This window comes from Mitsuaria sp. GD03876 (genome assembly GCF_029840635.1).
Classification (GTDB): Bacteria; Pseudomonadota; Gammaproteobacteria; order Burkholderiales; family Burkholderiaceae_C; genus Roseateles.
The window spans coordinates 19,027-37,841 of record NZ_JAOCCU010000005.1 but is presented as its reverse complement, the minus strand read 5'-3'; the positions used below and the strand labels follow the sequence as shown (position 1 = coordinate 37,841).

16 protein-coding genes are annotated in these 18,815 nt (G+C 68.5%); 12 read left to right on the top strand and 4 right to left on the bottom strand.

All coding sequences use genetic code 11. The features are described from left to right. Positions 1 to 6 precede the first annotated feature (6 nt). Positions 7 to 762, bottom strand: coding sequence for an SDR family NAD(P)-dependent oxidoreductase (locus tag N5D62_RS04740; protein ID WP_279756457.1), 756 nt, complete (start codon positions 760 to 762; stop codon positions 7 to 9). Between the two features lie 289 nt (positions 763 to 1,051). On the opposite strand from N5D62_RS04740, the gene N5D62_RS04735 reads away from it, so the two are divergent. Genes N5D62_RS04735 through N5D62_RS04720 form a run of 4 tightly spaced genes read left to right on the top strand, consistent with a single transcriptional unit; the run spans position 1,052 to position 4,239 of the window. After that, positions 1,052 to 2,113: a cyclopropane-fatty-acyl-phospholipid synthase gene (locus N5D62_RS04735; RefSeq protein WP_279756456.1), complete on the top strand. Its 1,062-nt coding sequence runs from the start codon at positions 1,052 to 1,054 to the stop codon at positions 2,111 to 2,113. A 10-nt stretch (positions 2,114 to 2,123) separates the two neighbouring features. Beyond that, complete coding sequence (locus N5D62_RS04730; protein WP_347881803.1) at positions 2,124 to 2,981, top strand: DUF1295 domain-containing protein; 858 nt, start codon at positions 2,124 to 2,126, stop codon at positions 2,979 to 2,981. Continuing rightward, on the top strand, positions 2,978 to 3,718 hold the full coding sequence (locus N5D62_RS04725) for a DUF6134 family protein (protein WP_279756455.1): 741 nt from the start codon (positions 2,978 to 2,980) through the stop codon (positions 3,716 to 3,718). Before N5D62_RS04730 ends, N5D62_RS04725 begins: the two co-directional genes overlap by 4 nt. Before the next feature lie 29 nt (positions 3,719 to 3,747). Next, the gene (locus N5D62_RS04720) at positions 3,748 to 4,239 is read left to right on the top strand and encodes a DUF2177 family protein (RefSeq protein ID WP_279756454.1); all 492 of its coding nucleotides are present in this window, start codon (positions 3,748 to 3,750) and stop codon (positions 4,237 to 4,239) included. Here the strand turns inward: N5D62_RS04720 and N5D62_RS04715 are convergent. Together N5D62_RS04715 and N5D62_RS04710 are read right to left on the bottom strand one after the other, a co-directional pair. Next, positions 4,202 to 4,909: a ChrR family anti-sigma-E factor gene (locus N5D62_RS04715; protein ID WP_279756453.1), complete on the bottom strand. Its 708-nt coding sequence runs from the start codon at positions 4,907 to 4,909 to the stop codon at positions 4,202 to 4,204. The two genes, N5D62_RS04720 and N5D62_RS04715, sit on opposite strands and share 38 nt — an antisense overlap. 14 nt (positions 4,910 to 4,923) lie before the next feature. Further along, positions 4,924 to 5,532 (bottom strand): sigma-70 family RNA polymerase sigma factor, encoded by a 609-nt coding sequence (locus tag N5D62_RS04710; protein ID WP_279756451.1) that lies wholly within the window; start codon positions 5,530 to 5,532, stop codon positions 4,924 to 4,926. A 379-nt stretch (positions 5,533 to 5,911) separates the two neighbouring features. Between N5D62_RS04710 and N5D62_RS04705 the strand changes: the two genes are divergently transcribed. From N5D62_RS04705 to N5D62_RS04695, 3 genes are all read left to right on the top strand, one after another. Then, entirely contained in the window at positions 5,912 to 7,318 is a 1,407-nt protein-coding gene (locus N5D62_RS04705) for an FAD-dependent oxidoreductase (protein ID WP_279756450.1), read from the top strand. Next, a complete protein-coding gene (locus N5D62_RS04700; protein ID WP_279756449.1) occupies positions 7,315 to 8,229 on the top strand; it encodes a DUF1365 domain-containing protein in 915 nt (304 codons plus the stop codon). Before N5D62_RS04705 ends, N5D62_RS04700 begins: the two co-directional genes overlap by 4 nt. Positions 8,230 to 8,328: 99 nt before the next feature. Continuing rightward, positions 8,329 to 9,618, top strand: a complete 1,290-nt coding sequence (locus tag N5D62_RS04695; protein ID WP_279756448.1) for a cyclopropane-fatty-acyl-phospholipid synthase — start codon at positions 8,329 to 8,331, stop codon at positions 9,616 to 9,618. A 51-nt stretch (positions 9,619 to 9,669) separates the two neighbouring features. Here the strand turns inward: N5D62_RS04695 and N5D62_RS04690 are convergent, their stop codons facing one another. Then, a complete protein-coding gene (locus tag N5D62_RS04690; RefSeq protein ID WP_279756446.1) occupies positions 9,670 to 10,872 on the bottom strand; it encodes an esterase-like activity of phytase family protein in 1,203 nt (400 codons plus the stop codon). Between the two features lie 20 nt (positions 10,873 to 10,892). On the opposite strand from N5D62_RS04690, the gene N5D62_RS04685 reads away from it, so the two are divergent. The 5 genes from N5D62_RS04685 (at position 10,893) to N5D62_RS04665 (ending at position 17,458) form a co-directional block, all read left to right on the top strand. Then, the gene (locus N5D62_RS04685) at positions 10,893 to 11,435 is read left to right on the top strand and encodes a hypothetical protein (RefSeq protein WP_279756444.1); all 543 of its coding nucleotides are present in this window, start codon (positions 10,893 to 10,895) and stop codon (positions 11,433 to 11,435) included. Next, positions 11,435 to 11,875, top strand: a complete 441-nt coding sequence (locus tag N5D62_RS04680; protein ID WP_279756443.1) for a hypothetical protein — start codon at positions 11,435 to 11,437, stop codon at positions 11,873 to 11,875. Before N5D62_RS04685 ends, N5D62_RS04680 begins: the two co-directional genes overlap by 1 nt. 206 nt (positions 11,876 to 12,081) lie before the next feature. Beyond that, complete coding sequence (locus N5D62_RS04675) at positions 12,082 to 14,748, top strand: hypothetical protein (protein WP_279756442.1); 2,667 nt, start codon at positions 12,082 to 12,084, stop codon at positions 14,746 to 14,748. A 3-nt stretch (positions 14,749 to 14,751) separates the two neighbouring features. Next, positions 14,752 to 17,034, top strand: coding sequence for an RHS repeat-associated core domain-containing protein (locus tag N5D62_RS04670; protein ID WP_279756440.1), 2,283 nt, complete (start codon positions 14,752 to 14,754; stop codon positions 17,032 to 17,034). Beyond that, positions 17,018 to 17,458: a DUF4279 domain-containing protein gene (locus tag N5D62_RS04665; RefSeq protein WP_279756438.1), complete on the top strand. Its 441-nt coding sequence runs from the start codon at positions 17,018 to 17,020 to the stop codon at positions 17,456 to 17,458. The genes N5D62_RS04670 and N5D62_RS04665 overlap by 17 nt, the downstream gene beginning before the upstream one ends. Positions 17,459 to 18,815: the final 1,357 nt, after the last annotated feature.

The window sequence follows — 18,815 nt, the reverse complement described above, 5'->3', positions numbered from 1 at the left end:
GCCGAATCAACCCGGATTCATCGCCGCGAACAGCTCGTCGTAGCGCCCGTCGCGCTCGGCCCAGCGGCGGGGCAGGTCGCGGTCGAGCAGCAACTCGCCGCGCGGGGCCTCGCCGGCCTCGATCAGCCGCAGCACCTGCTCGACGTACTCCGCCAGCGGCATCGCGCGCGGGTCGCTCGCCTGCTGCGCGCCGGTCAAGGTCGTCCGCACATACGGTGGCGACAGCTCCAGCACCTCGATCGGCACGCGGCGCATCTGGTGACGCAGCGATTGCAGCCACGAGTGCAGGAAGGCCTTGCTGGCGCAGTAGGTCGGGAAGTCCGCGCGCGGCACGAAGGCCAGCGCCGAGCTGGTCGCGAGGAAGGTCGCGCCGGCCCGGCCCTTGAGCAGCGGCAGCGTCGCCGCCGCGATCCGCAGCACGCCCAGGATGTTGGTCTGGACGATGGCCTCGGCGTCGCCGGCGGTCCAGGCGTCGGCGGTCATGTCCTCGGCGCGGGAGATGCCGGCGTTGGCGATGACCACGTTGAGCGCGGGAAAGCGCTCGCGCAGCGTCGCCGCCAGCCGCGCGAGCGAGGCCGGGTCGTCGACGTCGAGCTCGAGGCCGACGAGCCCGGGGCGGGCGGCGACGGCTTCGTCCAGGAGCGCCTGGCGGCGGCCGGTGATGACGACGCGGTTGCCGCGGTCGTGCAGCGCCTCGGCCAGCGCGCGGCCGATGCCGCTGCTGCCGCCGGTCACGAGGACGGTGTTGCCGGAGAGTTTCATGGGAAGTCCTTGAAGGTCGATGGGTTGCGTGATGCCGCACACCTGACCGGCGCAAGGACTCCCGGGCCAGGAAGGCCCGGGGAGGCGGAACTGTCGGTCATCGAACGGCGTCTGGATCGCCGAGAACTGCCCCGCTGGGCTCCTCTCGACAAGGGACGCGTTGGATGACGGTAACGCCTACGGCAGCCGCCGGAAGCGACTGCGGCGCGGAGTGTACGCGACCGCCTCCGGAGATCCAAACCCCCGCCTGCCGCGTAGAAGCGCCAGGTCATCCTCGTGGGGAAACGACATGGATCTCGACGTCTCGTCGATCGCGGTGCGGCTCGCCGAACGCGGCCTGCTGCCCGAGCCCGCCGTCCGGATGGGCATCCGGCGGCTGCTGCGTGTCCGGCTGGACGAGTCCCGTCATCGCGACCAGGAGTCCGCCGCCGCGCTGACGCAGGACTTCCTGGACGCGCTGCGCGGCGCGCCGCTGGCGGTCCAGGTGGACCAGGCCAACGCGCAGCACTACGAGCTGCCGGCCGCGCTGTTCACCGCGATGCTGGGCCCGCAGCGCAAGTACAGCTGCTGCTGGTGGCCCGAGGGCGTGTCGACGCTGGAGGCGGCCGAGGAGGCCGCGCTCGCCGAGACCGCCGGGCGCGCCGGGCTGGCCGACGGGCAGGCCATCCTCGAGCTCGGCTGCGGATGGGGCTCGCTGAGCCTGTGGATGGCGGCACGGTTCCCGAAGGCCGAGATCCTGGCGGTGTCGAACTCGGCGTCGCAACGCGCCTTCATCGAAGGCGAGGCCGCCGCCCGCGGCCTGCGCAACCTGCGCGTGGTGACCTGCGACTTCAATCGCTTCGGCGACGACGGCGCGTTCGATCGCCGCTTCGACCGCATCGTGTCGGTCGAGATGTTCGAGCACCTGCGCAACTGGCCGCGGGCCTTCCGCAAGGTCGCCGGCTGGCTGCGCGATGACGGGCGCTTCTTCCTGCATGTCTTCGCGCATCGGGAAGCGCCGTACGCCTTCGAGGTCCGCGACGCCACCGACTGGATGGGGCAGTACTTCTTCTCGGGCGGAATGATGCCCAGCGACGACCTCGCGCTGCTGTGCCAGGACGACCTCGCGCTGTTGCGGCGCTGGCGTTGGGACGGCCGCCATTACGCGCGGACCGCCGCCGCCTGGCGCGAGCGCTTCGACGCGCGGCGCGCGACGGTGTGGCCGATCCTGGAGGCCGTCTACGGCGCCAAGGACGCGCCGATGTGGTGGCAGCGCTGGCGGCTGTTCCTGCTGTCCGTCGAGGAGCTGTTCGGCTACGACCACGGGCAGCAGTGGTGGGTCAGCCACTACCTGTTCGCGCCGCGGCGCTGAGCGGACGGGCATGGACATCGCCGCCGCCAGCACAGCGTTCGGCATCGGCGCCATGGCCGGCGCCGCGCCCGGAACCGGCACGATGGCCGCCACCTCGGCCATCGGGTTGCTGATCGCGCTCGCCATCGCGCTGCCGACCTGGCTGGCGAGCCTGCCGTTGCGCGACGCGAGCCTCGCCGACCGGGTGTGGTCCGCGTTCATCGCGGCGCCAGCGGCGTTCTACGTGTGGCGCCTGGGCGGCGACCCGCGCGCGATGGCGATGCTGGCGGTCCTGGTCGCCTGGGCGGTGCGGCTCGGCGTCTTCGTCAGCGCCCGGAACTGGGGCCACGGCGAGGACCGCCGCTATCGCGCCATCCGCGAGCGCAACCAGCCTGGCTTTCCGCTCAAGAGCCTGTGGCTGGTCTTCGGGCTGCAGGCCGTGCTGGGATGGATCGTCGGTTGGCCGCTGCTCGCCGCGGCGGGGCCGGGGCGCGCGGACTGGACCGCGTGGGACGCGATCGGCCTTGCGATCGCCGTCGGCGGCCTCGTGGTCGAGACCGTCGCCGACGCGCAGCTGGCGCGCTTCCGGCGCGATCCCGCCAACCGCGGCCAGGTGATGGACCGCGGCCTCTGGCGCTACTCGCGCCACCCGAACTACTTCGGCGAATGCTGCCTGTGGTGGGGACTCGGCTTGCTGGCGCTGGCGGCGGGCGGGGCCGGCGCGGCGTGGAGCCTCGCTTCGCCGCTGCTGATGACGGTCCTGCTGCTGCGCGTGTCCGGCGTCGCGCTGCTGGAGCAGGACATCGGCGAGCGACGGCCCGCGTATCGCGACTACATCGCCCGCACCAGCGCGTTCATCCCCTGGCCGCCGAAGCGATCGTCCCAGTGATCTCCTCGTGCATCGACGTCGTGGCGCTCGCTCCGCTGATCCTGGCCGGCGCGTCCACCGCCCTGTGCGCGACGGACGCGAGCGGGGAGGCGGCAACGCCCGCCGCCCCGGCGGCACCCGCTGTCGCCAGCGCGCCCGTCGAGGCGACCGTGCCCCCCGCGCCAGCCACGCCGGGCGGGCCACGGACGGCGGGGACTTGGTCCTTCGACGTCCGGCTGGGCGGCAAGCCGATCGGCACGCACCGCTTCGTCGTCGACGGGCCGGAGGACGCGCGCCGTGTCGCGAGCACCGCGCGCTTCGACGTCAAGCTGCTGGGCCTGACCGTCTATCGCTACCGGCACGAGGCCACCGAACGGTGGCGCGGCGATTGCCTGGCGGAGATCCACAGCCGCACCGATGACGACGGCAAGGCCGCTCAGGTCGACCAGCGCCTGGAGGAGGGCGCCCCGGCGCCGTGCCTGATGAGCTACGCCTACTGGCATCCCGAGCTGACGCGCCAGCGCCGGCTGCTGAATCCGCAGACCGGCGCGCTCGACGAGGTGCGCATCGAGCGCCTGCCTGACGCGCCGATCCGCGTCGGCGGCGCGACGGTGGAGGCCTCGCGCTGGCGGATCGCCGCCACCTCGGCGGGCGTGCCGCAGGACCTCACGCTCTGGCGCGATCGCGCCGATGGCCGCTGGATCGGCCTCGACGCCCGGGTCAAGGGCGACCGGATCCTCACCTATCGATTGCCCTGACGGCGCCACGGCGCCAACGGAGACCCCGCATGACCGCCACCGATTCGACGATCCCGACACGCGCGCCGGCCTGGCGCTGGCCGCTGGCCTACCTGGCCACCGCCGCGGTGTTCCTGACGATGGACGCGGGATGGTTGAGCGCGACATCCGCCTCGCTCTATCAGCCGGCGATCGGCCACCTGATGGCGGCGACGGTCGACTGGCGCGCCGTCGCCGCCTTCTATCCGCTGTACATCGCCGGCCTCGTCGTCTTTGCCGTGGCGCCAGCCCTGAGCAGCGAGCAAGGCGGGCGGAACTCCCGCGCGACCGTCTGGCCAGCGCTCTGGCGCGGCGCGTTCTTCGGCCTGCTCGCCTATGCGACCTATGACTTCACCAACCAGGCCACGCTGCGCGACTGGCCCTGGACGATCACGCTGATCGACCTCGCCTGGGGCGCGACGGTCAGCGGCATCGCTTCGGCCGTGGGCGCCGCGGCCACCGCCGCTACATGCCGACGAGCGCGCCGAACCAGCGCGCGATGAGCCCGTCGAAGCGCAACCGGCCTTCGACGGCCGCGATGCAGATGCATTCGCTGCCTTCCTGCACCACCGGTTGATGGTGGACCTCGCCGTCGGCCAGGTCGAAGTCGCCCGGGCCGAACAGCGCGCGGCCGTCGTGGAAACGACCGTGGATCACCTGCGTCAGCTCGATGCCGCGGTGCGTGTGCGGCGGCAGGTACTTGCCGGCCTCGATCCGCAACAGGAAGAGATTGGCCTCGGGCGCGCCGGGCACCGTCACGCGGCTCCAGCGCATGCCGGGTCCGATCCGCCGCCAGCGCGTCGCGGCGCAGTGGGCGAGGGCCCGCGGCCAGACCGCGCCGGCGGGCAGGGGCGGGGGCGCCGGGACCGGCACCGGCCGCGATGGCGGGGAGCCGCCATCCGCCCGCTCACGGGCCAGGGCCGCGTCCTCGCGCTCCAGCGCGTCGATGCGGGCAAAGGCGCGGTCCAGCGCGTCGTCGCGCATCGGCGCGGCCGGCTCCTCCTCGAGCACCGTGCCGCCGACCGCGCGCAGCATCGCCACGCGCTCGCGGCAGGCCGGGCAGAGTTCCAGATGGGTCTCCACCACCAGCCGCAACGCGGTCGGCAAGGCCTCGGCCGCGAGCGACAACAGCAGCTCGTCGGCGGGGTGGTGGCGGATGTCGGGGGACGGCATGGCGGACACGGGCTTCAGGGGTCGATGAGCTTGCGCAGGTGGGCGACGGCCAGCCGGATGCGGGACTTCACCGTCCCCAGCGGCAGGCCGAGTTCGGCGGCGATGCGGGCATGCGGCTCGTCGTCATAGAAGGACAGACGCAGCACGAGGGCTTGCTCCGGCGGCAACCGGCCGAGCGCGTCGCGCACGCGCCGGGCTTGCCGGGCGGCGTCCGCGTGCTCGTCGACGCCGGGCTGGTCGGCGGCCATCGCGTCGAGGACGAGGTCGTCGAGGTGGTCGACGGCGGCGGCGCCATCGGGCCGATGACGGCGGGTCGCGTCGATCCGCAGCCGCCGGGCGATCGTGAAGACCCAGGTCGACACGGCCGCCTGCGCGGGGTCGAACAACGCCGCCTTGCGCCAGACGGTGACCAGCGCCTCCTGCGCCAGGTCCTCGGCCGCGTCGTCGGTGCTGCCGGTCCGGATCAGGTAGCTCTTGAGCCGCGGCGCGAAATGCGCGAACAGCCGGCCGAAGGCGGCGCGGTCCCGCTGATCGGCGACCAGGCGCATCAACGCCGGCCAGTCCTCCTCGGACGGGCTCGGCGGCAGGGACGCGCGGTCGGGATCGAGGGGAACGATCTTCAAGTGGCGGGGGCTCGGCGAGGAGGGCGACAACGAGGCCGGCGGACACGACGGCCCGGTCTCCAGTCCGGAGGCCGAGGTCCTTGCGTGAGGTCGCGGGCTGCCCATGGACGCTCTTACGCATCGACGGGCTCGCTGGATCATCGCCCGGGGTGGGGCGCAACGCCATGCGGCGCGACCCTCGCCCCGCATCCGCATCCGCATCCGCATCCGCATCCGCATCAGCGTCAGCGTCAGCGTCAGCGTCCGCGTCCAGCTTTCGGCTCCGCCCCGTCGCATCCGGAGACAGCCTCCGGCTGGGAGGCCGCGCGGGCGCTCGATGCCGTACAGCGATCCAAATCCACCCGGCCGCCGTAGAAGCGCCAACGACCAGGATGCGCCCATGGACCGACACGACGCCCGCTCCAGCCCGCCGACGCCATCGGCCCCGCTGTTTCCCGACGACGGCGGCCGGCCGTTGCGGATCGCCGTGGTAGGGGCCGGGATCTCCGGCCTGTCCTGCGCGTGGCTGCTGTCCCGGCGCCACGAGGTCACGGTGTTCGAGGCCGAGGGCCGGGTCGGCGGCCACAGCCACACCGTCGACGCCCCCTGCGGCCTGCGCAAGTGGCCGGTCGACACCGGCTTCATCGTCTACAACGAGCCGGCCTATCCCAACCTCACCGCGCTGTTCGAGCACCTGGAGGTCCCCACGCGGGCGTCGGACATGTCCTTCGCGGTGAGCCTGGACCAGGGCGCGCTGGAGTACGCCGGCACCGACCTGAACGGGCTCTTCGCGCAGCGCCGCAACCTCGCGCGGCCGCGCTTCTGGCGGATGCTGGCGGAGCTGGTGCGCTTCTACCGCCAGGCGCCGGGGGACGCCGCGTGGGCCGGCGACATGGCGCTGGACGACTACCTCCAGCTGAGGGACTACGGCCGCGCCTTTCGCGACGATCACCTGTATCCGATGGGCGCGGCGATCTGGTCGGCGACGGCGACCGACATCGGGCGGTATCCGATGGGGGCCTTCGTCCGGTTCTGCCAGAACCACGGGCTGCTGAAGCTGTCCGGGCGGCCGGTGTGGCGCACCGTCGACGGCGGCAGCCGGCAGTACGTGCGCCGCCTGGTGCAGCCCTTCGCGGACCGCCTCCATCGCGACGAGCCGGTGATGGCCATCGCCCGCGACATCAACGGCGTGCGGCTGCGCACGCGGCGCGGCGCGTGGACGCCGGCCTTCGACCATGTCGTGCTCGCCACTCATGCCGACCAGACGCTGCGCATGCTGATGGCACCGACGGCGGCGGAACGGCAGGTGCTGGGCGCCTTCGCCTACACCCGCAACCTGGCGGTGCTGCATGCCGACCCGGCGTTGATGCCGCGGCGGCGCGCGGTGTGGTCCAGCTGGAACTACCTGGGCACGCGCGCGCCAGCCGCCAGCCTGATCGACACGCCGCCGACGATCACCTACTGGATGAACCGCCTGCAGCCGCACCTGCCGCAGGGGCAGAACGCGCCGCCGCTGTTCGTCACGCTCAATCCGTCGGTGCCCCCGCGGCCGGAGCACCTGATCCGGACCGAGGTCTACGAGCATCCGCGCTTCGACGCCGCGGCCATCGCGGCGCAGCGTCAGCTGTGGTCGTTGCAAGGCGCGCATCGCACCTGGTTCTGCGGCGCCTACTTTGGGTCCGGCTTCCACGAGGACGGCTTGCAGGCCGGGCTCGCCGTGGCGGAGGCGCTGGGCGGCGTGCGGCGTCCGTGGAACGTGCCCGGCGAATCGGACCGCATCGTCCTGCCCGCGAAGGTGGCCGCATGAACGCCGGGTCGACGCAGGAGTGCTCCGCTGACGGGTGCTCGAAGGACTCGAGCTCGACCCGCGCGAGCTCGACGAACGCGACCTCGACGAACCCGCCTTCGGCGCACTGGCGGTCGGCGGTCTATCGCGGCCGGGTGATGCATCAGCGGCTCCGTCCCTTGCGGCACCGGCTGGCCTACCGGCTGTTCTCGCTGCTGCTGGACCTCGACGAATTGCCGGCGCTCGACGCGCGGCTGCGTTGGTTCTCGGTGGGGCGCTTCAATGTCCTGAGCTTCCAGCCGTCGGACCACGGCGACGGGACGGCCCGAGACGGCGCCAGGCTACGGGCGCAGATCGAGTCGCGCCTGGCGCAGGCGGGCCTGCCCGGCGGCGGCGCGATCCGGTTGCTGACGATGCCGCGCCTGTTCGGCTACGCCTTCAACCCGCTGAGCGTCTGGTTCTGTGACGCGCCCGGCGATCCCGCCGGCCGCCTGCAGGCCATCGTGTACGAGGTCAACAACACCTTCGGCGAGCGCCACAGCTACCTGATCGAGGTCGACCCGGCGCAGCGCGAGGCCGCGCTCGTCGAGCAGCGCAGCGACAAGCGGTTGTTCGTGTCGCCGTTCCTGGGCATGGACCTGCAGTACCGCTTTCGCGTCGTGCCGCCGCGCGAGCGGCTGTCCATCGGCATCGGCGTGCACGACGCGGCCGGCGAGGCGGTGTTGAACGCGCGGTTCGATGCCGAGCGCGTGCCGATCACCGATGGGCAGCTGCTACGACTGGTGTTCCTGTACCCGCTGCTGACGCTGAAGGTCATCGCCGGCATCCACTGGGAGGCGCTGCGGCTTTGGATCAAGGGCGCGCGCCTGCATCGTCGGCCCCGCGCGCCGGACCAGCCGACGACGGTGGTCCGGACCGGCGATTCAGGATGAAGCCGGCGCGGACCTTCCTCATGCCGATTCCCATGGCGCGACTCCTGGCGAGACCCGGCGCGGCATTCACCGCGAGACCCATTTCCACGAGGCCTTTCCATGCATGACGACTCGAGTTCCACGCTGACCGCCGGGGCGATCGCGCGCCCCGACGCGCGGGATGAGCCCGCGGTGCTCGTCGCGCACGGCCTGGGCGCGCGCCATGTGCCGCTTCGCCGCCTGCTGGCTCGCGTGCGATGCGGCGCCCTGGAACTGGTCCTCCCCGACGGCGGCAGCTTGACGGTGGAAGGCCCGCGGCCCGGCCCATCGGCGACGCTTCGCCTGCATCGCTGGCGTCCGGCCTGGCGGATGCTGATGCAGGGCGACCTGGGGCTGGCGCTGTCCTACCGCGATGGCGACTGGGATTCCCCCGACCTGACGGCCTTGCTGTCCTTCGGGTTGGCCAACGAGTCCGCGCTCGGCGACGTCACCGTGGCGCGCGGCCCGGCGCGCTGGATCGCGCGGGCGCTGCATCGGGCGCATGCCAACACGCGCCGGGGCAGCCGCCTCAACATCGCCGCGCATTACGACCTCGGCAACCGCTTCTACGCGCGCTGGCTCGACGACAGCATGTTGTATTCGAGCGCGATGTACGAGGGCGGCGAGCCCAACGAGCGCGACGAGGCCGACGCGTCACTGGAGACCGAGCAGACCCGGCGCCTGGACCGCATCGTGGCGCTGCTGGACCTTCAGCCGGGCCAGCGCGTGCTGGAGATCGGCTGCGGCTGGGGCACGCTGGCCGCGACGATGGCAAGGCGCTGCGGGGTCGAGGTCGTCGGCGTCACGTTGTCGAAGGAACAGCTCGCCTTCGCCCGCGATCGCGCCGCGGCGTGGGGCGTGGCCGACCGGGTGGACCTGCGGCTGCAGGACTATCGCGATGTCGACGGGCAGTTCGACCGCATCGTCTCGATCGAGATGATCGAGGCGGTCGGCGAGGCCTACTGGCCGACCTACTTCTCGACGCTGCGAGCGCGGCTGAAGCCGGGCGGCGTCGCGGTGCTGCAGGCCATCACCATCGACGAGGCGCACTTCGAGCGCTATCGCGCGAGTCCCGACTTCATCCAGCGCTGCATCTTTCCCGGCGGCATGCTGCCGACGCCCGAGCGGATGGCCCGCGAGGCGGAGCGGGCGGGCCTGGCGATGCAGACGTCGGCGCGTTTCGGACTCGGCTACGCCGCCACCCTGGCGGAGTGGCGGCGGCGGTTCCTCGCCGAGTGGCCGGCCATCGAGGCCCAGGGCTTCGACCTGCCGTTCAAGCGGCTGTGGACCTACTACCTCTGCTATTGCGAGGCCGGTTTCCGCGCGGGTCGCGTGGACGTCGGGCTGTACCGGCTGACGCCGGACGCATGAGCGTCCAGGGCCCGGGCAGGCATCGCCCGGGCGTCGTCCTGCCGCGCGTCCTCAGGGCTGGATCTCGAAGACCAGCATCTGGTTGCGGTCGGTCGGCGAGTCGGCGGTCGGGAAGTTGTCGTCGGCGATGACGACCAGGCTGCGCTTGCCGTTGGCCAGCTTCGGCCCGAAGGTCAGGCCCTCGAGGTTGGCGATGCCGCCGAGCTGCGTCTTCAGCGTCTCGAAGTCCAGCACCAGCTTCTTGGTCACCGGCGTCGCGCCGGTGAGCGAGGCGGCGCTGAGCACGTTGGTCGCCGCGGCGGTGTCGATCTCGTAGAGGCGGACCTGGTTGCCGATCACGCCGACGGAGAAGCTGCGCTCCAGCACCAGGAAGCGGGTCGCGGACAGCGCCAGGATCTCGGTCGGGCCGTTGACGGTGAACTGGTCGGCCGGCACCGGCGTGGCTTGCACCTTCTCGATCGGATAGACGTACTGCGCGTTGGCCACGCCGGTGGCGCGGTCGAAGCGGGTCAGCCGCGAGGCGCTGCCGGCGGCGACCGTCGGCGCGGCGCCGTCCTGGATCAGCGCGCCTTCCATCAGCACCCAGGCCGACTGGCCGTCGGCGGAGAAGGTCAGGCCCTCGAAGGTCAGGTTGCCGCGCGGGCCGGTCTCCTGCGCGCTCATCTGGAACATCGCCGGCAGGGTGTACTCGCGCACGGCGGCGCCCTGCGGGGTGATCTCGCGGATGAACGGGTTGATCACGCGCGGCGGGGTGCTGGTCAGGGTGCGGTCGCCCTCGCTGAGCCAGACGTAGTTGCCGGTGACCGGGTCGATGCGCACCGATTCCGGATCGGCGACCTTGGCGTCCGGCACCTTGGGATAGACGCTGCCGTCGGGCTGCTTCATCGTCACGACGCCGGTGAAGGTCACCGCGCTGAAGGTGGTCGCGTCGAAGCTCAGCTTGGCCGTGTACATGCGGGGCGCGCCCGGCGAGTCCGTGGTCGTGCGGTCGTCGCTAATCAGCACGTAGCTGTCGGTCTTGGCGTCGTAGTCGATGCCCGACAGGCCGCCGACGACGGTTCCGGCGTAGTCCATGCGGCGCGGCAGCACCTGCTGGCCGATCAGGCGCAGGCTGGACACGGTGACGTCGGTGCCGGTGTTCTTGTCGTCGTCATCGTCGTTGCAGGCGGCGAGTGCGGCGGCGGCGACCACCGCGAGGGCCAGGCGGCCGTAGGTGGAGAAGCGGGAACGGGCAGGGCTCGGTTTCAGGAACATGACAGCGATCGATGGGTGTGATGCGTGCCATGTTCGTCGCCGGAGGTTGCGGCGCGGTGACAGAGGCCGTCGCTATCATGCGCACCGCCGTGCCGCATCAATTCGAAACAACTGGCCGGCGTGAACCAGGGAGTCGGGAAGTCATGCGAGTGGTGTTGTTGCTCATCGTCGTCGCCGTGCTGGGCGTCGTGGGCTGGAAGAAGCGCGAGGAAATTCCGTTCCTGCGCGACGCGGCGCGGCAGGTGGAGAAGGTCGAGGTGCCCAAGGTCCGCCTGGGCGACGACGGGCCGAGCATCGACAGGAACGATGGCGCGATACCGCCGGCGCCCACGGGCGTGCGCCGTTGCGTCGTCAACGGCAGCGTGCTGTACACCAACGATGCCTGCCCCGCGGGCAGCGCGGAGCACAAGGTCAAGGGCGGGACGATGACGGTGATGCCGGGCTACAAGGCGCCGGCCGCGCCGGGGTCGGCGAGCTCGGGCATCCCGAACGCGCGCGACCTGCTGAAGCCGGACGAGACGCTGAAGGAAAAGATGCGCGATCGCGCGATGGAGGGGGTGTGATGAAAGTAACGCGCGAGTGGCGCCTGGGAATGGCGCTCACTGTGTGCTTGCTGGCATTGCCGACGCTGTCGCCGGCGCAGGAGATGGATGAACGGCTGGTCCTGGCGCGGCAGCTGTATGCCTGCTCGAAGTTCTACCTGGGCCTGAGCAAGTCCGTCGAAGGCGACAAGCGCAAGAGCGCCCAGGAGCAGGGCGTGCGCTACGTGGTCGAGGCGACGAAGGACGTGGTCGACCTGGATCCGGATCCGGATCCGCGGAACCTGGAGATGACCAAGAAGTACAGCGCGCTCGCGCAGCAGGACTTCGACGCGTTCATGGTCTCGGTCAACGACGCGCCGGAGCAGGAGCGCCCGCAGCGCATGCGCGGGTTCATGGACGACTGCCGGATGTCGGAACTGCGCTGGAAGCTGCGCGGGCCGCTCAAGCGCACGGCGCCTTGATGACAGCGGTTTGACCCTCGCCCATCCCCGTTCGGGGGGCATTGGCAGCGGGTGGGGGGCTTCGGCAGAATCGCCGCCGTTCAATCAGGGAGAGAGAACGGACCGGCTCAAGCGCGACAGACGCAGGCCGGCTCGGCGGCAGCGACGCAGCGATCGTGGGATGCGCGCGTCTTCCTGAGGTTCGATCCATCAGGGAGTCCATCCGCATGCTGTTCTCATCCAAGCGCCCGGGGTCCGCGTCCGCGACCTGGGCAAGCCAAACCGTCCTGGCGCTGGTCTGGTTGTTGCTCGTGGCGCCATTCGCGCAGGCCTATGACCGCATCGTCCCGCGGGACTGGTCACCGGCCGACAACCCCGGCTCGACGGGGTTCCTGCCGCGCCAATGCACTGGCGACGGAGCGGACGGCATCACCAAGCATCCGACCTTGTTCGGGTACTGGCTGGTCGTCGGCCATGGCGGCCGGCCGTCGGAGCCGGACAAGATCCAGGCGCGTGTCCTGGCCTTCGCCAATGGCAGTTGCTCCGATGCAGGGGCCTGCAGCACACCGGTGACCTTCTCCGGCGGGGCCTGCGAGGTCTCGGGCTCATGGAGCAACGGCGATGCCGTGTGCCGGTTCCAGTCGACGCGCATGGTCTCGCCTCGTATCTCCACCGGCCCCGACAACCAGCCGGTCTGCGAAGGCACGCCAGTGCTGGACAAGCGGACCCACACCTCGCAGTTCCTCAAGACCTGCAACAAGGTCCCGAACATCCATTACGACACCGGGAGCGGCGAGTGCGTCTGCGATGAGGGCGTCTACGACCCCGCCAAGAACTCGTGCGTGCCGGTGGTGGACCGTGTCATCTCCACGCCCTGCGACACCTGCCACGGCAGCTCGCTGGTCGCGCTGACCGGCGCGAGGCTGCAGCCCGTCGAAGTCGGCGACATCGGCGGCATGCCGCTGACGGTGACCTTCAACTCGGTGCGCCGGGTGCCTTACGCGGACGCGGCGCAACAGCCGTTCATCCGCTCGGACGCGCAGTTCCTCGGCGCGGACTGGAAGCCCAGCTTCGAGCGCCGCGTGCTGACCGACGTGGACAAGGCCCTGAGCAAGCCCGCCAAGCTCATCAACGTGCTGCGCGGCGATGGCAACTGGACGAGCTTCGTGCGCTCGGGCACGAGCTATGTGCCGGCATCGGCGTCGCTCAACGATCGGTTGGTGGTGACGGCCACCGGCTACCTGTACGTCGACGCCAACGCGATGACGATCGAGGAGTTCAACAAGGATGGCGTGCTCACGCGGTTGACCCGCCTGAACGGCGGCACGCTCGACGTGACGCGCAGCGGCGGCGCGCTGGTCGCGCCGGACCAACCGGATGCCGACGCGTTGCCGGTGGCGCTGACGGACGAGACGGGACGGGTGCGCCAGCTGCGCTATGCCAAGGGCGCGGATGGCGTCTACAGGCTCTCGCGCATCGAGGGCGCGGGTGTGGACGTGCAGTTCAACTACGACACGCAGGCGCGGCTCGCCGGCCTGACCTACGCCGACGGCGCGACCAAGACCTTCCTCTACGAAGACACCCGCAACCCGTGGGCGCTGACCGGCTATCTGGATGAGCGCCAGGTCCGGGCCGGCACTTATGCCTATGACGCCGAGGGCCGCGCGACGTCGACGTCGCGGGCCAACGGGCTGGATGCGTATGCGGTGAGCTGGACGACGGCGCCCAAGTGGGGCGTGGTCGAGTCCTACGACTCGGCCAACCAGACGCTGCGGCGCGACCATGTGCTGCAGGTGCCGCAAGGCGTGCGGGTGAGCTACCCGAATAGCGACGTCGAGACGCTGTCGGCCAGCGGCCAGTACGGCAGCGTGAAGTGGACCGAACGGTCGCGCGGCAGCAGCGGCGGCACGGTGGCGACGGAGCGACGCGTGCTCGACCAGAACCTCAACGTCACGCGCTACGACGATGCCAACGGCAATCGGCGCTGCGCGAGCTTCGACCTGACGCGCAACCTGGAGACGGCGCGCGTCGAGGGCCTGGCCACGACGGCCGATTGCGCCAGCGTGCTGGCGGGCGCGGTGCCGGCGGGTGCGCGGAAGGTCAGTTCGCAATGGCATCCGACCTGGCGCCTGGCCACGCGGACCGCCGAGCCGCGGCGCATCACGACGCTGGTCTACAACGGCCAGCCCGATCCGCTGAACGGCGGGACGACGGCGAGCTGCGCGCCGGCCGACGCGAAGCTGCCCGACGGCACGCCGATCGTCGTGCTGTGCAAGCGCGTGGAGCAGGCGACGACCGACGACACGGGCGCCCAGGGCTTCAGCGCGACGCTGCAGGCGGGCGTGGCGACCCGCGCGACGAGCTGGACCTACAACGCAACCGGCCAGGTGCTCACCGAGACCGATGCACGCGGCAAGGTGGTCGCGACCAACGTGTACTACACGGACACGACCGCGGACCACACGAAGGGCGACCTGCAATCGACGACCAATGCCCGTGAGCATGTCGTGCAGTTCCCGCGCTATGCCGCCTTCGGCAAGCCGCTGGAGTCGGTCGACGCGAACGGGATCTCGACGGTCTACGCGTATGACGCGCGTCAGCGGCTGTCGTCGGCGACGACGCTGGGCAAGACCACCGGCTACACGTACTGGCCCACCGGCCAGGTCAAGCAGGTGACCCAGACGGACGGCGGCGCGGTGAACTACGAGTACGACGACGCGCAGCGGCTGGCGGCGGTGTTCGATTCGCTGGGCAACCGCGTCGAGTACACGCTCGATGCCAGCGGCAACCGGACGGACGAGAAAGCCAAGGATCCGCAAGGAACGCTCAAGCGGTCGATGAACCGCGTGTTCGATGCACTGGGTCGCGCGCAACAGACGACGGGCAGGGAGTAAGCCATGAAGCACAGCATCGACAGGCGCGAGCAGCGCCGGGGCGGGGTCGCGTCCGCGAAGGACTCGATCATTTCGATCACGGCCGTCACGGCAGTGGGCGTCTCCGCCTTGCTGGCGGCGATGACGGCGCACGCAGCGCTGCCGCCTCCGCCGGTCTCACCGGCGCCCGTCACCGACTACGAGTACGACGCCAAGGGCAATCCGACCAAGGTCATCAAGGCGAAGGGAGTCTCGGGATTCGGCTTCTCGACGACCAACGCGTACGACGCGCTGGACCGGGTGAAGACCAACACCGACGCCCGCAACGGCGTGACGGCGCTGGGCTACGACGGTCTCGACCAGCTGAAGCAGGTCACCGATCCCCGGAGCCTGGTGACCTCGTACCAGCGCAACGGGCTGGGTGACCTCACGCAACTGGTCAGCCCGGATACCGGCACCGCCAACAGCACCTTCGACCCCAACGGCAACCTGCTCACCCGCACGGACAGCCGGGGCGTGCTCGGCACCTACGTCTACGACGACCTCAACCGGATGACGTCGGCGACGTACACGCTCGGCGGGCAGTCGTTGCCATACACCTGGACCTACGACCAGACCGGCGGTGACTTCGGCTACGGCATCGGCCGGCTCACGACGGCCACGGGCTCGGCGGGCAACACGAAGTACGGCTACGACGGCAACGGCCGGGTGGTCGCGGTGATCCAGACCGTGGGCACGGCGACGTTCACGACCCGCTACGGCTACGACCGGGCGGATCACATCACCAGCATCACCTACCCGTCGGGCCGCGTGCTGACGATCACCTACGCCGAGGGTTACCCGACGGCGATGAGCATCGCCAAGGACGCCGCGAGCCCCGCTCAACCGCTGATCAGCGGGATCCAGTGGGAGCCCTTCGGTGGTGTGCGCAGCTGGCTGATGCACATGGCCAGCGGGACGAAGCTGCAAGAGCGGGTCTACGACCAATACGGCCGCCTGGTGCGCTATCCGCTGCTGGGCGTGGTGCGCGACATCACCTATGACGCCGCGGACCGGATCGTCAGTTACACGCACCTGGATGCGGCGACGGGTCAATCCACGGCCGCGGCGCAGGCGATGAACCAGAGCTTCAGCTACGACGAGATGGGCCGCCTGATCGGCATCGTCGCGCCGTCAGCGAGCTGGACGATCGGGTACGACGCCAACGGCAATCGGGCGGGCGTGACGCTCAACGGCACGGCGAGGAGCTACTCGACCTCCGCGACGAGCAACCGGCTGGACAGCATCAGCAACCCGACGCGCAGCTTCGGCTATGACGCGACGGGCAACACGCTGAGCGATACCGGCTTGGCGTACACGACGACCTACCGGCTCGACAACCGCATGGGCTCGCTCACCAAGGGCGCGGTGACCTGGTACTACAGCTACGACGCGGGTGGCCAGCGGATCCGGAAGAACGGATCGCAGACGACGCATTTCGTCTATGACCAGGGCGGGCAACTGCTCGGCGAGTACGGCGCGACCGCGCCGAACCAGGAGTTCGTGTGGCTGGGTGGCTTGCCGGTCGCGGTGCTCAACGGCGCCGCGGCGGACCCGCAGGTGCTGCACGTCTACGCCGACCACCTCGGCGCGCCGCGCATGCTGGTGGACAAGAACAGCGCGCTGCGCTGGCGCTGGATCAGCGAGCCGTTCGGATCGACGGCAGCGGAAGAGAACCCCAGCGGCCTCGGCGCCATCGCCTTCAACCTGCGCTTCCCCGGACAATTCGCTGACAAGGAATCGGGGCTGAACTACAACTACTTCCGGGACTATGACGGGACGACGGGGAGGTATGTGCAATCTGATCCCATTGGATTGCATGGAGGTATAAATTCGTACGCATATGTTCAGGGCGATCCCTTGAGTTTTATTGATCCCCAAGGGGACGTTAGACAAGGTGGCAAGACCGGAAAATGGTGGGAATTCAACGATAGAAATTTCCAACGTTGGTTTCATCAGTGCATAAAGCAACCCGGCGATCAAGATGCCACCAGAGAAGAACTCGCGGATGCGCACGCAGAATGGATTTCGTACGGTAAACCAGACGGAAAGAATGGCTGCGGAGGACCGCCCCCACCGCCAGCACCCGCTTCCGCGCCTGCGTCTGCGTCTGCATCTGCATCCGCTTGCGGAGAAGAATGTCAGAAGACCGCAAAAGTGGTGGTCGTTGCCGGCACGGCATATGTGGTCTATCGTTGCATACGGATGGTGCCGTCATTGTTTCCACCGCTCTGGCCTACGATTCCCGCAAATGTGGCAATACCGTGACCGTCAACAAATGATCTCATCGCATATCTATACAGTGGAGCTTAGATTCTCTGGCGAGAATCTGGATCCAACCGAAATATCATCTCGACTGAATTTGCAATCGAGTAATTCATTTTCTAAAGGCGAAGGTTCGTCAGGAAAAAGGCCGCGGAAGTCTTTCTGGGCGTACAACGGCCAAGATGCCGTTGGTTTTAAATCGGAATGGTTTTCCTTGGAAGAGGGGCTGAGCTTTCTTCTGAATATTCTGGATAAGAAAAGTAGCGAGATCGTTGAACTGTCCCAGCAATTTGATGCCATTTGGTGGTGCGGACACTTTCAAAATTCATTTGATGGCGGCCCTATATTATCGTCGCGACTCCTACGAAAGCTTGGCGAATTTGGGGTTCCGCTTTGTATCGATAACTACTTTTCCGATGACCAATAGATAGTTTGGCTTCATCGACTGAGCGGTTGCCCCGGCGTGCGGAAGCGCGAAAGAAAAATCCGCGTCAAGCGCCATATATTTGAATTCGTGCCGTTGGGTAGGAAGAGCACGCTACAGTTGTTGCTTGACTCGAACTCTTCTTCGTACACCTGCCAGAAAAGCCAATGAAGATACTTGGTGCGCTGCTCCTCCCGGCGCTCTTGTCGACCCTGACTGCATGTCTCTCCGGCCCTGAAATACGTGTCTCAACCGTCAGTTTGCTAACAACAAAAACAGCAGTGTCAGACGATGCGGGCAACGCGGTTTCTGCCATTGGTTACCTGAAGCTGACGTTGGTCGCGGACGTTGACCTTGCAAGTCTCGCAAGTGACCGCGATGCAGAGCTTTGGTACGCCGTGGAGACTTGCGAGACGCACACCACTGTGAATGCATGGCCGTATCTCTTGGCAAGTGGCGGGAACTCTTACACGGCGCTAATCGCCTACAAGGACGCCAAAGGCGGGTCGTACAACCTTGCGTCTCGTCCTGAGGATGTCTGCATGACCATTGGCGCCGGCAGCATGAACCCCACAGTCAACACTCGCTCGAAAGTTCAGCGATTCGTGCTTTCCAGCAGCTTGAAGGAAGAGTTGCGCGCATACGATTCAGATCGAGGAACAGTTGAGTTCCAACTTTCGCCTCAACGTCAATCGCACATGTGTCGACCGACTTATCGGGCTAAGAGGACCCAATAAGCGTATGCCCGCACGAACGCCCTAGCGTGGTACTCCTTGTTGGCCCCCCAGCGTGATCGCCGCCCGCGGGCCGGCTCAATTTGATCGTGCCGAATTCGCCGATTGATTCTGGAATCCAAACGCTTTCTGGTATTCCGAAGTCTTCGGTTGAATTGACGCGATGAGGTGGCCGCCGAGGGACATCCCTTGCTCGCCGCGGAGGCTTTCCCTACCTCCCGCGAAAGACCCTTAATGAGCAGGCCCGCTGGTTATCGCGACCACCACCTCATCGAGATCCCGTCCATGCCCGTATGACCGTCGAATCTGCAGGCGAACGCTTGGTGAACACCCGTGGATGTCGTGGCGCTGAGGAGGAAGGGCAAATGCCGATACAGCCACCCAAGAACGACTGATACTTGCAGTTAAAGGTCTGCATGAGTGTTGTGCGCGAATTCTCAGGAAACTTCATGAAGCTATCTCGCATATTTTCCTGTGCTGTTTGCAGGAATGTTTAAGCATGACTAAAGTTGTAATGACTTATCCGTCTTCAGATTTTTCAAAGAGTTTTCGAGATGGATTGTCTCGCGCTGATGTGGAAGTGCAAGTTCTTGGTGGTGCAAAAAATTGGCTATCTAAAAAGGTAG

What these genes read in the sequence shown, in the direction of transcription:
- N5D62_RS04675 (WP_279756442.1), top strand. Translation starts at nt 12,082, where the DNA reads ATGCTGTTCTCATCCAAGCGCCCGGGGTCCGCGTCCGCGACCTGGGCA.
- N5D62_RS04680 (WP_279756443.1), top strand. Translation starts at nt 11,435, where the DNA reads ATGAAAGTAACGCGCGAGTGGCGCCTGGGAATGGCGCTCACTGTGTGC.
- N5D62_RS04695 (WP_279756448.1), top strand. Translation starts at nt 8,329, where the DNA reads ATGCATGACGACTCGAGTTCCACGCTGACCGCCGGGGCGATCGCGCGC.
- N5D62_RS04690 (WP_279756446.1), bottom strand. Translation starts at nt 10,872, where the DNA reads ATGTTCCTGAAACCGAGCCCTGCCCGTTCCCGCTTCTCCACCTACGGC.
- N5D62_RS04685 (WP_279756444.1), top strand. Translation starts at nt 10,893, where the DNA reads ATGCGTGCCATGTTCGTCGCCGGAGGTTGCGGCGCGGTGACAGAGGCC.
- N5D62_RS04705 (WP_279756450.1), top strand. Translation starts at nt 5,912, where the DNA reads ATGGACCGACACGACGCCCGCTCCAGCCCGCCGACGCCATCGGCCCCG.
- N5D62_RS04735 (WP_279756456.1), top strand. Translation starts at nt 1,052, where the DNA reads ATGGATCTCGACGTCTCGTCGATCGCGGTGCGGCTCGCCGAACGCGGC.
- N5D62_RS04700 (WP_279756449.1), top strand. Translation starts at nt 7,315, where the DNA reads ATGAACGCCGGGTCGACGCAGGAGTGCTCCGCTGACGGGTGCTCGAAG.
- N5D62_RS04730 (WP_347881803.1), top strand. Translation starts at nt 2,124, where the DNA reads ATGGACATCGCCGCCGCCAGCACAGCGTTCGGCATCGGCGCCATGGCC.
- N5D62_RS04720 (WP_279756454.1), top strand. Translation starts at nt 3,748, where the DNA reads ATGACCGCCACCGATTCGACGATCCCGACACGCGCGCCGGCCTGGCGC.
- N5D62_RS04670 (WP_279756440.1), top strand. Translation starts at nt 14,752, where the DNA reads ATGAAGCACAGCATCGACAGGCGCGAGCAGCGCCGGGGCGGGGTCGCG.
- N5D62_RS04665 (WP_279756438.1), top strand. Translation starts at nt 17,018, where the DNA reads ATGTGGCAATACCGTGACCGTCAACAAATGATCTCATCGCATATCTAT.
- N5D62_RS04740 (WP_279756457.1), bottom strand. Translation starts at nt 762, where the DNA reads ATGAAACTCTCCGGCAACACCGTCCTCGTGACCGGCGGCAGCAGCGGC.
- N5D62_RS04715 (WP_279756453.1), bottom strand. Translation starts at nt 4,909, where the DNA reads ATGCCGTCCCCCGACATCCGCCACCACCCCGCCGACGAGCTGCTGTTG.